At 73.1% G+C, this 11,457-nt stretch carries 10 protein-coding genes and 2 pseudogenes; 5 read left to right on the top strand and 7 right to left on the bottom strand.

Features of this window, described 5'->3' with window-relative positions; all coding sequences use genetic code 11:
* Nucleotide 1: 1 nt before the first annotated feature.
* Nucleotides 2-88: pseudogene (locus ABT360_RS34075) on the top strand (TrmH family RNA methyltransferase); the annotation flags it as partial.
* Nucleotides 89-117: 29 nt separating this feature from the next.
* Here ABT360_RS34075 and mshC read toward each other — a convergent pair.
* From mshC to ABT360_RS34055, 4 genes and pseudogenes are all read right to left on the bottom strand, one after another.
* Nucleotides 118-1,347 carry a cysteine--1-D-myo-inosityl 2-amino-2-deoxy-alpha-D-glucopyranoside ligase gene (gene mshC / locus ABT360_RS34070; RefSeq protein ID WP_351825418.1) on the bottom strand — a complete coding sequence of 410 codons (1,230 nt, stop codon included), beginning with the start codon at nt 1,345-1,347 and terminating at the stop codon, nt 118-120.
* A 103-nt stretch (nt 1,348-1,450) separates the two neighbouring features.
* Nucleotides 1,451-2,277 (bottom strand): annotated as a pseudogene (locus ABT360_RS34065) (SCO1664 family protein).
* A complete protein-coding gene (locus tag ABT360_RS34060; RefSeq protein ID WP_351825416.1) occupies nt 2,241-2,831 on the bottom strand; it encodes a DUF3090 domain-containing protein in 591 nt (196 codons plus the stop codon). The pseudogene ABT360_RS34065 and the gene ABT360_RS34060 overlap by 37 nt, the downstream one beginning before the upstream one ends.
* A gap of 64 nt (nt 2,832-2,895) precedes the next feature.
* The gene (locus tag ABT360_RS34055; protein ID WP_351825414.1) at nt 2,896-3,582 is read right to left on the bottom strand and encodes a histidine phosphatase family protein; all 687 of its coding nucleotides are present in this window, start codon (nt 3,580-3,582) and stop codon (nt 2,896-2,898) included.
* 53 nt (nt 3,583-3,635) lie between these two features.
* Between ABT360_RS34055 and corA the strand changes: the two genes are divergently transcribed.
* Nucleotides 3,636-4,634 (top strand): magnesium/cobalt transporter CorA, encoded by a 999-nt coding sequence (gene corA / locus ABT360_RS34050; protein ID WP_351825420.1) that lies wholly within the window; start codon nt 3,636-3,638, stop codon nt 4,632-4,634.
* A 16-nt stretch (nt 4,635-4,650) separates the two neighbouring features.
* On the opposite strand, the gene ABT360_RS34045 is transcribed toward corA, so the two are convergent.
* Nucleotides 4,651-5,436, bottom strand: coding sequence for a ferritin-like domain-containing protein (locus tag ABT360_RS34045; RefSeq protein WP_351825412.1), 786 nt, complete (start codon nt 5,434-5,436; stop codon nt 4,651-4,653).
* Between the two features lie 272 nt (nt 5,437-5,708).
* Nucleotides 5,709-6,761: an LLM class F420-dependent oxidoreductase gene (locus tag ABT360_RS34040; protein ID WP_351825410.1), complete on the bottom strand. Its 1,053-nt coding sequence runs from the start codon at nt 6,759-6,761 to the stop codon at nt 5,709-5,711.
* Nucleotides 6,762-6,924: 163 nt separating this feature from the next.
* Between ABT360_RS34040 and ABT360_RS34035 the strand changes: the two genes are divergently transcribed.
* Entirely contained in the window at nt 6,925-7,908 is a 984-nt protein-coding gene (locus ABT360_RS34035; protein ID WP_351825408.1) for an aldo/keto reductase, read from the top strand.
* Nucleotides 7,905-10,136 carry a helix-hairpin-helix domain-containing protein gene (locus ABT360_RS34030; RefSeq protein ID WP_351825406.1) on the top strand — a complete coding sequence of 744 codons (2,232 nt, stop codon included), beginning with the start codon at nt 7,905-7,907 and terminating at the stop codon, nt 10,134-10,136. Before ABT360_RS34035 ends, ABT360_RS34030 begins: the two co-directional genes overlap by 4 nt.
* 379 nt (nt 10,137-10,515) lie before the next feature.
* Here ABT360_RS34030 and ABT360_RS34025 read toward each other — a convergent pair whose 3' ends face one another.
* The gene (locus ABT360_RS34025) at nt 10,516-11,175 is read right to left on the bottom strand and encodes a hypothetical protein (RefSeq protein ID WP_351825404.1); all 660 of its coding nucleotides are present in this window, start codon (nt 11,173-11,175) and stop codon (nt 10,516-10,518) included.
* A 47-nt stretch (nt 11,176-11,222) separates the two neighbouring features.
* On the opposite strand from ABT360_RS34025, the gene ABT360_RS34020 reads away from it, so the two are divergent.
* Nucleotides 11,223-11,411 carry a DUF5703 family protein gene (locus ABT360_RS34020; protein ID WP_005319466.1) on the top strand — a complete coding sequence of 63 codons (189 nt, stop codon included), beginning with the start codon at nt 11,223-11,225 and terminating at the stop codon, nt 11,409-11,411.
* Nucleotides 11,412-11,457: the final 46 nt, after the last annotated feature.

The following is an 11,457-nucleotide window of genomic DNA, read 5'->3' as shown; positions in this document are numbered from 1 at the left end:
CATCACCATCGACGACCCCGACGACCCGCGCCTCGGCGACTACACGGGCCTGACCTACGTCGAACTGCGCCGCAAGCGCGAGCCCGCCGTCGTCAGCGGATCACGTGAGGCGCAGTCCTACAGCGCCACGCCCAGGAGGGCGTCGACCGTCCGGGAGACGAGGCCCGGGGCGCCCTCGTCCGTACCGCCCTCCGCCTGCTGGCGGGCGGCCCAGCGGTCCACCGCCGCGAGGGCGGCCGGGGCGTCCAGGTCGTCGGCCAGCGCCTCGCGCACCTCGTCGACCAGCGCGTCGGCGGACGGCCCGTCGGGGCGGGAGACGGCGGCACGCCAGCGGCCGAGCCGCTCCACGGCTTCCTGGAGGACCTCCTCGGTCCACTCCCAGTCGGCGCGGTAGTGGTGGGACAGCAGGGCGAGCCGGATGGCGGCCGGGTCGACGCCCTGACGGCGCAGCGCCGAGACGAAGACCAGGTTGCCCTTGGACTTGGACATCTTCTCGCCGTGCAGGGCGACCATCCCGGCGTGCACGTACGCCTTGGCGAACGGGTACTCGCCGGTCAGCGCCTGGGCGTGCGAGGCGCCCATCTCGTGGTGCGGGAAGACCAGGTCGGAGCCGCCGCCCTGGACGTCGAAGCCCATGCCGAGGTGGTCCAGGGCGATGGCCACGCACTCGATGTGCCAGCCGGGGCGGCCGGGCCCGAGGGAGCCGCCGTCCCAGCTGGGCTCGCCCTCGCGGGCGGCCATCCACAGCATCGGGTCGAGCGGGTTCTTCTTGCCCGGGCGGTCCGGGTCGCCGCCGCGCTCGGCGGACAGCGCCCGCATGAACTCGGCGTCGTAGTGCGAGACCTCGCCGAAGTGCGGGTCGGCCTCGACGGAGAAGTAGATGTCGCCTTCGAGTTCGTACGCGGCGCCCGCGTCACGGAGCCGCTCGATGAGCGGCACGATGCCGGGTATCGCCTCGACGGCACCGATGTAGTGCTGGGGCGGCAGCATCCGGAGGGCGGTCATGTCCTCGCGGAACAGCGACGTCTCGCGCTCGGCGAGGCTCTCCCAGTCGATGTTGTCGCGGACGGCCCGCTCCAGGAGGGGATCGTCCACGTCGGTGACGTTCTGGACGTAGTGGACCTGCCGCTTGGTGTCGAGCCACACGCGCTGAACGAGGTCGAACGCGTTGTAGGTCGCCGCGTGACCGATATGGGTCGCGTCGTACGGCGTGATGCCGCAGACGTAGATACGGGCGACGGGGCCGGGGTCGAGGGTCACTCGTCCACCGGTCGCGGTGTCGTGGATCCGGAGGTCGCGGCCCTTGCCGGGCAGGGCGGGGACCTCAGAAGCGGGCCAGGCATGCATGTCACGAGCGTAACCGGACGCCTGTTCCGGATACGAACCGGATACGGGATCTTGACCTGACAGGCCCTCTTGCGCGTTCGGCCGGCCTATGCAGGGGCCTGGTTCAGACGGGGGGCCACGGGATCGCCGGCCACTGGCCCGAGGGCTCCGGGTGACGGCCCGACGCGCGCAGGGCGGCCACGCGGGACCGTACGGCCGAGACCTCGGCCGGGGTGATCAGCTCCGCCAGGCGGGTGGCGAGGGGCGCGCCGGACGCCAGGGAGGCGTCCAGGCGGGCCAGGACCTCCAAGGCCTCCTCGGGGAGCGGCTCGCCCGCCCAGCCCCACAGGAGGGTGCGCAGCTTGTCGTCCACGTTGAAGGTGACGCCGTGGTCGATGGCGTACAGCCGGCGTCCGGCGCGGGCAGCAGATGCCCGCCCTTGCGGTCACCATTGTTGATCACCGCGTCGAGCACGGCGAGCCGCCGCAGCCGTACGTCGTCGGCGTGCACCAGCAGGGCGGTGCGGTCCTCGTCGACCTGCGCGAGGCCGACCGCTTTCCAGCCCTCGCCCGGCTCCTCGCCGTCGACCAGCGCCAGCAGGGATCCGGAGGGGTCACCCTCGATCCACTGCTGGACCATGCCCTGCCCGTACGGGCCGTCCCGCAGGACGGTCGGCGGGACCAGGCCCCAGCCGGTCGCCTCGGACACCTCGTACGCCGCGACCTCGCGCTGCGCCAGCGTCCCGTCGGGGAAGTCCCACAGGGGGCGCTCCCCCGCGACGGGTTTGTAGACGCAGTCGGCTTCCTTGCCCTCGTACGCGACGGAGCAGAACAGCACCGCGTTGGACGCCTCGCGGACCTGGCCGCGCACCGTCAACTCGCCCTTGGCGAGCAGATCGAGCAGCTCCACCGCCGTCAGGCCCCCCGGCGGTATCCGTTCTGGCGCGGGCATACGTGTCCTTCCGGATCGAGCGGCAGGCTGCACAGCGGGCACGGCGGCCGCCCCGCGTTGACCACGTCGAGGGCCCGCTTGGCGAACGCCCTCGCCTGTGCCCCGGTGAGCCGGACCCGCAGCATCGGCGGGCCGTTCTCCTCGTCCTGGAGCAGCCGCTCCTCCGCCTCCGCGAGGTCCTCCTCGGACTCCACGTCCAGCTCGACCAGCGCCTGCGCCTCGACGATCATGCGCTGTTCCTCGCCGTCCCAGGCCAGCGCCATCGTGCCGACCCGGAACTCCTCCTCGACCGGGGCGTCCAGCGGCGCGGTGTCGGTGACGTCGGACGGCGCGACGGCCGGCACCGGGGCGTTGCCCCCGGTGCGCCGCACGACCTCGTCGAGCAGTTCGTCGATCCGCTCGGCGAGCGCGGCCACCTGGGTCTTCTCCAGGGCGACGCTGGTGACCCGGCCCCCTGCGGAGGCCTGGAGGAAGAACGTACGGCGGCCAGGCAGCCCGACCGTGCCGGCCACGAAGCGCTCCGGTGGGTCATAGAGGAACACCTGACGGGACACGTTCCCTCTCCCTTGCTTCAGTTCGGACGGCGCTGCGGCCCGTCCACCCTACTGTGCGATTGGATCACGGGGCTCCCGCGCCGCCACCCACCTCCGCCGCCTCGCCCCCGGGCTCCTCGTGCGGGACGAGCCCGCCGAAGTCACCGGTGTCACCGAGTCGCAGAATGGACGGCCTCAGACGGGTGTACCGGATCGCCGTCACGGAACAAGGATCCACATGGACCCGCTGGAACAGATCGAGATGCATACCGAGCGCATCGGCCACGAGCGACTTGATGATGTCGCCGTGCGAGCACATCAAGTAGACCGCGTCCTCCCCGTTGTCCGCCTCCACGCGCGCGTTCCACTCGCGTACGGCCTCGACGGCGCGCGCCTGCATGGCGCGCATCGACTCGCCGCCGGGGAAGGCGGCGTTGGAGGGGTGCCGCTGGACGACCTCCATGAGGGGCTCGTCGGCGAGTTCGGCGAGCTTGCGCCCGGACCAGTCGCCGTAGTGGCACTCGCCGATCCGCTCGTCGGTGTGCAGCGGCAGCCCGGGACGGGCGTCCAGCAGCGGTCGGAGGGTCTCCAGGCACCGCTGGAGCGGGCTGGTGACGGCTGCCGCGAGCGGCACTCCGGCCAGCCGGCCGGGCAGCGCGGCCGCCTGTGCGGCGCCGCGCTCGTCGAGGGCGACGCCGGGCGTCCAGCCCGCGAGTACGCCGGCGGTGTTGGCGGTCGAGCGTCCGTGCCGTACGAGGATCAACGTGGCCATGCCTGCCAGCCTAGGCGGCTCCAGGGGTGCGAGGCGCCGGGGGCCGGGGAAGAATACGCGCCGTGATCGTGGACTGCGCCATCTACCGGGACGGGCACCGCAGCGAGGGCCCGTCCGACCTCTCCGACGCGCTCGCGGCGGCACGTGCCGCGGGCTCCGGCGGCGCGTTCCTCTGGATCGGGCTGCACGAGCCGACGGAGGACGAGTTCGATCACGTCTCGGAGGAGTTCGGCCTGCACCCGCTGGCCGTGGAGGACGCCCTCAAGGCGCATCAGCGGCCGAAGCTGGAGGTGTACGACGACTCGCTGTTCATGGTCCTCAAGCCGGTCGTGTACGAGCCGCAGAGCGACACCGTCAGCACCGGCGAGCTGATGGTGTTCATGGGCGACTCGTTCGTGGTGACGGTCCGGCACGGCGAGGGCGCGCCCTTGTCGGCCGTGCGCAAGCGGCTGGAGGCGGAGCCGGAGGTGCTCAAGCACGGGCCGACGTCCGTGCTGTACGCGATCAGCGACGCCGTGGTCGACCACTACATCGAGGTGGCGGGCGAGCTCCAGGTCGACCTGGAGGAGATGGAGACGGAGGTCTTCCAGCCGGCGGGCGGCGACGCCAAGAACACGGCGTCGCGGATCTACATGTTCAAGCGGCAGGTGCTGGAGTTCCGCCGGGCCACCGGTCCGCTGGCCGCGCCGATGGCGCGGCTCGCGGGCGCGGGCGTGCCGTTCGTCAGTGAGCAGGCCCAGCCGTTCTTCCGGGACGTCAGCGACCACCTCACCCGTGCCACCGAGCAGGTGGAGGGGCTCGACCGGCTGCTTTCGGACATTCTGTCGGCCCACCTCGCGCAGATGGGAGTGCGGCAGAACGACGACATGAGGAAGATCTCGGCGTGGGCGGCGATGGCCGCGGTGCCCACGATGGTCGCGGGCGTCTACGGCATGAACTTCGACCACATGTGGGAGCTCCACCAGGTGTGGGGCTACCCGGCCGTGATCGTCCTCATGGGCGTGGCGGTCTTCGGCCTGTACCGGCTGTTCAAGCGGCGAGGCTGGTTGTAGGGCGCCCGGAAGCCTTTCAGAACGCCGGGGCGGGCTCGGCCGGTCCGCCCAGCGCGTTGCGCCGCTCCGGCATCCTGAGGTCGACCATGCGCCGCCAGCCGCCGGCCCTCTCGTACGCGTACATGCCCCGGATGCCCAGGGCCAGGGCGGTCCTCTTGGCGGTCGGCCACTTCAGGATGCGGCCCATGTGGTCCATGACGGCGAGGCTGACGTCGCGGTAGACGGCGATCTCGGCCAGCGCGCACTCGCGCAGGGTGCGCTGGATGGCGCGGCCGTATCCGGCGTACGCGAGGCCCAGCAGTTCCTCGTGGCAGTACGCGAGGTGGTTGTCCTCGTCGTTGCAGATCTGCCGGATGGCCTTGCCGACCTCGGGGTGGTCGCCGAAGTACTTGACCAGCATGTCCATCTGGTCGGCCGCGCGCTGTTCGGTGACCCGGCTGTGCGAGAGGTAGACCAGGATGTCCTGCTCCGTCAGCGGCTGGTCCCGGCGCAGCTTCTCGTGGGCCAGGCCGATGCCGCGCTGTTCCAGCAGCATCGTGTAGTCGGTCTCCGGCGGAACGGGGACCGGCTCCAGGCCGCGCTTCTTGAGCAGGGCGTTGAAGATCCGGCCGTGTTTGTCCTCGTCGGCACCGTGCCGGGTGACCTTGGGGGCGAGGTCCCTCATGCTCTCGGGAAGGAGGGCGGCGATACGGGCGTTCTCCCAGCCGCCCTGGGCCTCTCCGCTGGCCGCGATGGAACAGAACAGCTGGTAGGAGTCATCGTTGTCGATGATCTCCTGGAACAGGCTTCGGGCCGACAGCATCAATGCCACCTCCATACGCGCGTCTCTGCGCACTTCCGCAAAGTTCCGCAAAGAACGAGTCAAATGCCGTATGGAGGGCGAGGCAACGACATGGGGCCGGAAGTCCGTCGGATGGCGGAGCATCGGGGGCGCGGGGAGGGGGACGGCGGCTTCCGTACGCCCTGGGCACGCTCGGGGAGTAACCCCGGAGGGGCATGGAGCGTTGTGCAGCGTGACGGCCGTGGCGGGGATGACCCCGAGCCCCCACCACGGCCGCAGGCTTGTCCGGTCGCCTAGTCGACCAGGCCGGCGCGCTCCAGGGCGTCGGTGCCCGCCCGCAGCGCCGCGATCCGCTCGTCGAGCGTGAAGCCGGCCGGGGCGAGGGTGAGGGTGGTGACGCCGGCCGCCGCGTACGCCTGCATCCGGTCGGCGATCCGCTCCACGGAGCCGAGCAGCGTCGTCTGGTCGATCAGCCGGTGCGGGACGGCGGCCGCCGCGCCGGCCTTGTCGCCCGAGAGGTACTTCTCCTGGATCTCGGCGGCTTCCTTCTCGTACCCCATGCGCTGCGCGAGCTGGTTGTAGAAGTTCTGCTTGCGGCTGCCCATGCCGCCGACGTACAGCGCGGTGTACGGGCGGAACATGTCGGCGAGGCCGGTGACGTCGTCGCCGACGGCCAGCGGGAGGGTCGGGCAGACGTCGAAGCCGTCCATGGTCAGGCCCGCCTTCTCGCGGCCCGCGCGGAGGTGCCGGAGAGCGGTGTCCTCCAGGTGCTCGGCGGACGGGAAGATCAGCAGCGCGCCGTCGGCGATCTCGCCGGTCTGTGCCAGGTTCTTGGGGCCGATCGCCGCGATGTAGAGCGGGATGTGCTCACGCTGCGGGTGGACGGTCAGCTTGATCGGCTTGCCCGGGCCGCCGGGGAGCGGGAGGGTCCAGTGCTCGCCCTCGTGGGTCAGCCGCTCGCGGGCCATGGCCTTGCGCACGATCTCGACGTACTCGCGGGTGCGGGAGAGCGGCTTGTCGAACCTGACGCCGTACCAGCCCTCGGAGACCTGTGGGCCCGAGACACCGAGGCCGAGGCGGAAACGGCCGCCGGAGAGCGAGTCGAGCGTGGCCGCCGTCATCGCCGTCATGGTGGGCTGCCGGGCCGGGATCTGCATGATCGCGGAGCCGATGTCGATGTTCTCGGTCTGGGCGGCGACCCAGGCCAGGACCGTCGGGGCGTCGGAGCCGTACGCCTCGGCCGCCCAGCAGACGTCGTAGCCGAGGCGGTCCGCCTCCTGGGCGACGGCGAGGTTGTCGCCGTCCATGCCCGCGCCCCAGTAGCCGAGGTTGATGCCGAGCCGCATAGCCGGTCCCCTTACTCGTCGACTCATTTACCGATCAGTAACGATCTGCGCGGGACTCTAGCGCGCGGGTCCACGCCCCGTCAGGAGGGGGACGGGACCGGGCCGGTACGAGGTTGTCCACAGGCTCTCTCCGCGTGGGCCTCTGGCCAGTAATCTCGCGGCCATGGAGCAGAGGCATCTCGGCCGTACCGGCCTGCGTGTGTCCCGGATCGGTCTCGGCACCCTCACCTGGGGGCGGGACACCGACGAGCACGACGCGGCGGACCAGCTGAAGGCGTTCTGGGAGGCGGGCGGGACGCTGATCGACACGGCGGACGTGTACGGCGGCGGCGAGGCCGAGTACCTGCTCGGGCAGCTCGTGGAGCGGCTGGTGCCCAGGCGCGATCTGGTCATCGCGACGAAAGCCGGCAGCGTTCCGGACCCGGACCGGCGGTTCGACGGGTCGCGCGGGCATCTGCTGGCGGCGCTGGACGCGTCACTGGCCCGGCTCGGGACGGACTACGTCGACCTGTGGCAGGTGCACGCCTTCGATCCGGAGACGCCGCTGGAGGAGACGCTCCAGGCCCTGGACATCGCCGTCAGCAGCGGGCGGGCGCGGTACGTGGGCGTGTCGAACTTCTGCGGCTGGCAGCTGGCGAAGGCCGCGACGTGGCAGCTGGCGCCAGGTGGGGCGCGGGCCCGGCTGGCGAGCACGCAGATGGAGTACTCGCTGCTCCAGCGGGGCGTGGAGCGGGAGGTGCTGCCCGCGGCGCTGGACCTGGGCGTCGGGCTGCTGCCGTCGTCGCCGCTGGGGCGCGGGGTGCTGACGGGCAAGTACCGGCACGCCACACCGTCCGACTCGCGGGGCGCCTCGGACCGGCTGGCACCGTTCGTGGAACCGTACCTGGACGAATCGGCGACCCGGATCGTGGACGCGGTGATCACGGCCGCGGACGGGCTGGCGGCCACACCGCTCCAGGTGGCGCTGGCGTGGGTGCGGGACCGGCCGGGGGTGGTGGCCCCGGTGGTGGGCGCGCGCAACGCGCAGCAGCTCGCGGCCGCGTTGTCAGTGGAGACCCTTAGTCTTCCTGACGAGATCCGCCGGGCGCTCGACGATGTATCGGCGCCCGTGCACCGCTATCCCGATCAGGACTGGAGCACGCTGTGACCGCGCTTCCCCGGGGGGCAGCCCCCGGCCCCTCCGCCGACGACGACCAGGACGCCACCGCATCCGCCGGACCCGCTGCCGCGGAAGGTGCGGAGCCGGCCGGTTCCGCTGCCGTCCCGGAGGAAGAGGCCGACGGGAACGCGGATGTGCCCGAGGAGGGCGGCGTCGCCGAGGCGGGCACGCCCGAGGGGGGCGGCGTCTCCGAGGCGGGCGCGCCCGAGGGGGGCGGCGTCTCCGAGGCGGGCGCGCCCGAGGGGGGCGGCGTCTCCGAGGCGGAGGCGGAGCTGGCGGCGCAGCGGGAGCTACGGGCTCGGATCGAGCAGCGCAAGGCCGGGAAGGGCGGCCCCGTCGAGGCGGGCGCCAAGCTCAGCGGCCGGGCCGCCGACCTGCTGGCGGCGGTGCGGGCGGTGGAGAGCGGCAAGACGTCCGGCACGGCGTTCTTCGACTCCCCCGCCCCCGCGCCGCGGCGACCTGCCCCGGAGCCCGCCCGGCCCGCGCGGCCGACGGTCCCCGCCGAGCCCGTCCGGTCCGCGGGGGCGGCGGCGCCGGAAACGGTCGCGGCCGTGCGGGCCGTGCTGGTCGAGGGCGGCGCGCCCGAGTCGCTCGCCGCGCGGGTGGCCGGCGTGCTCGGGGCGACGGCGGCGGACGTGCTGCGTGAGGACCCGTGGCAGCTGCTGTCGGTGCCGGGCGTGCGGCCGGAGCAGGCCGACGGTTTCGCCCGGGCGCTGCTCGGTGCGGAGTGCGGCCCCGGGGACGAGCGCCGGACGGTGGCGCTCATCGGGTGGCTGCTCCAGCGGGCGGCCCTCCAGGGGCACACGGCACTGGACGCGGCGGCCGTGCGGGCGGCGCTGGCGGAGCGTTCGGTGCCCGAGCCGGACGAGGCGGTGCAGCACGCGATCGCCGAGGGCGCGGTGCTGGTCTTCCATGACGGGCTCGACGAGCACGAGGGCGAGGAGCAGGAGGAGGAGCAGGCCGACGACGCGGAGCCGGTGCCGGTCCTGCTGGGGCTCGACCGGTACGCGCTTGCGGAGGAGAGCCTCGCCGACGGTCTGGCCCGGCTCGCCAGGACCGGCCCGGACGCCCGCTGGCAGGACGCTCCCCCGACGGACCTGACCCGGGCGGTCGCCGAGCACGGGCTCGTCACGCACACGGGCGGTGAGGCGGCGCGGGCCGAGGCGGTCGCCCTGGCCGGGGCCGCGCGCGGGCTCGGGCTCCGGGCGGCTGTGGCCACGTACACGGAGAACGGCCGCCGCCGGCTGGGCACGGACGTGGACGCGATCACCGTCAACGGGCTGCTGACCGGGCAGGGCGGGCCGGGGCGGGACGAGGACGGGGCGCTCGCCCTGGATCTGCTGGTCGTGCTGGACGCCCCTCAGCTGGACGTCGAGACGGCCGCGATGCTGGTGGAGTCGCTGCCGGACGGCTGCCGTCTGGTGCTCAGCGGCGACCCCGGAGTGCTGTGGTCGGCGGGCGCGGGGCGGGTCTTCGCCGATGTGCTGGCGGCGCGGGCGTGCCCGCAGATCGCCTCGCGCACCCCGGACCCGGGCCCGATCGGGGAGCTGGTCTCCGGTGTCGGGATCGGTGAGCTGAGCCAGGTCGAGGCGCCGGGCAAGGAGGTCGTGATCGTCCCGGTGCGGGATGCGGGCGAGGCGGTGCACCGGACGGTGCAGCTGGTCGCGGACTCGGTGCCGCGTGCGATCGGGGTGCCGGCCGAGCAGACCCAGGTGATCACCGTCGGCCATGGTGGTTCGGCGGGGACGCGGGCGCTCAACGCGGCGCTGAAGCAGCGGCTGAACCCGGGGCCGGGCCGTTTCGGCGGCTTCGACCCGGGCGACCGGGTCGCCTACGCCCCGTCGCCGGGCCGGACCGTGCCGGGCTCGGTGCTGTCGGCGGACCCGGACGGGCTGCACCTGGAGTGCGAGGGCGAGCGGGTCGTCGTACCGAAGGACCGGGTCGACACGGCACTCCGCCACGGCTGGGCGCTGACCGCGCACCAGGCGGTGGCCATGCGCTGGCCGGCGGTGGTCGTCGTGCTTCCCGGCGACGCGGCCGAGGCCTTGGACCGGGCGTGGGTCTACACCGCGTTCGGTCGCGGCGAGCGGCATCTTTCGGTGGTCCACGGCGTGGACCAGGCTCTCCCCAGGGCGGTCGCCGAAAGGCTCCCCCAGTCCCGCACCACCCGCCTCCGCGCCCTCCTGGAGGGTCTCCTGGCCACCCCGGAGGCCTGACGCCTGAGGGCAGCCGGCTCCGGCTCGCGGGCGGCCGACTGGTGGACCGCGGCGTGAAGGACGCTCCGGCCGTCCGCCGGGCGGCGTCCGGCCCTGCCCGGCTGTCTGTAGAAACCGGGCCCGTCCCGGTTCGCCGCAGGTGCCGCCACGTGTCCGGGACAGCGGCCCCGGTTCGGATGGCGGCTCCGGCGGCCCGGCCGAGGCGTAGCCCGTAAGGGTGCGCGTCGGGATGGGGCCCGGGGCGCTTGGGCCCGCGAGGGGGCGGGCCGCCTGGGCCGGCCACCCAGCGCGGGGTGCCACGGCGTGCCCGGCACGTGGCGCGCCGGGCCGACGCCCGGTCGGGGGGCAGCGGGTGCCGCCTCCCGCCCGGGGCGCATGGTCAGGCGTCGTTCGGGCGGGCGTCCTCCGGGTCGCCGTGGATGTCGTCCTCGTCGAACACCGCGCTCACGTCGAAGCGGCAGATCACCCGGCCCGGGTCCGCCTGGTCGAATGGGGTGCTGAGCCACTCGCCCGGTTCCGGGAGCTCGTCCGCCGCCGCGACCCACAGGGTGGAGTCGCCCTCCTCCAGGCCGAACTCCTTGTGCCGCGAAGCGATCTCGTCCGGCTCGAACTCGCCGAACAGCACGCCCAGCGCCGCGTGGACGCTCGCCCCCACCACCGCGGCGGTGTCCGCGCCGTCGTCGTCCCGGTCCAGGTCCGCGATGCGCTGCGACTGGGCCAGCAGGCGCTGTGGCTCCACCACCGCGTAGTCGCGGCGGATCAGTACGGTCAGCGCGTTCGGCTCCTCCGGGCCCTCGTAGGGCGGGAGGGAGTCCTCCACGCCGGGGATCTCGAACGGCGTGACCTCGTCGTAGCGGTCGTAGAGCCGCTCGTCGTAGGCCTCGGCCGCGGTGGCGAGGGCGTTGAAGGCGGCATAGACGGCCGGGTCGTCATCACCCGTGCGGTTCTCGACCGCCTCCAGGTGACGGTCCAGTGCGGCTTTGACCGCCTCGGCGGCGGCGCGTACCTCGGCAGCGGTGGGCTGCGCAGCATCAGACATAGTGCAGACGCTATCCGTATGGAGCCTCTGCTTGCACAATAGATGCGATGCCGGAATACGAATTTGTCGACGTGTACGTACCTCGCGGGGTGTCCCGCAAGGAGGCGACCCGTCTGCTGACCGACCACGCCGAGTACGGACACTGGGAGTTGGACCGACTGAGCCTGCACCGGGACGGCAGCCGCCGCGTGCGGCTGCGCCGACGCATCATCCGTCAGGTGCGCGCCACCTGGTGAAGGTGACGAGCAGAACGGAGCGGGCCTCGCGATCGCGAGGCCCGCT

The sequence above is a fragment of the Streptomyces sp. NPDC000229 genome, assembly GCF_040300825.1.
In the GTDB taxonomy this organism is placed as follows: domain Bacteria; phylum Actinomycetota; class Actinomycetes; order Streptomycetales; family Streptomycetaceae; genus Streptomyces.
The sequence above is the reverse complement of the archived record's forward strand: the minus strand, read 5'-3'. Positions and strand labels throughout refer to the sequence as shown.

Excerpts from the sequence above, each read along its gene's own strand:
- ABT360_RS34055 (WP_351825414.1), bottom strand. The coding sequence starts at position 3,582 with ATGGCCACGTTGATCCTCGTACGGCACGGACGCTCGACCGCCAACACC.
- ABT360_RS34045 (WP_351825412.1), bottom strand. The coding sequence starts at position 5,436 with ATGCTGTCGGCCCGAAGCCTGTTCCAGGAGATCATCGACAACGATGAC.
- mshC (WP_351825418.1), bottom strand. The coding sequence starts at position 1,347 with ATGCATGCCTGGCCCGCTTCTGAGGTCCCCGCCCTGCCCGGCAAGGGC.
- ABT360_RS34040 (WP_351825410.1), bottom strand. The coding sequence starts at position 6,761 with ATGCGGCTCGGCATCAACCTCGGCTACTGGGGCGCGGGCATGGACGGC.
- ABT360_RS34035 (WP_351825408.1), top strand. The coding sequence starts at position 6,925 with ATGGAGCAGAGGCATCTCGGCCGTACCGGCCTGCGTGTGTCCCGGATC.
- ABT360_RS34025 (WP_351825404.1), bottom strand. The coding sequence starts at position 11,175 with ATGTCTGATGCTGCGCAGCCCACCGCTGCCGAGGTACGCGCCGCCGCC.
- ABT360_RS34020 (WP_005319466.1), top strand. The coding sequence starts at position 11,223 with ATGCCGGAATACGAATTTGTCGACGTGTACGTACCTCGCGGGGTGTCC.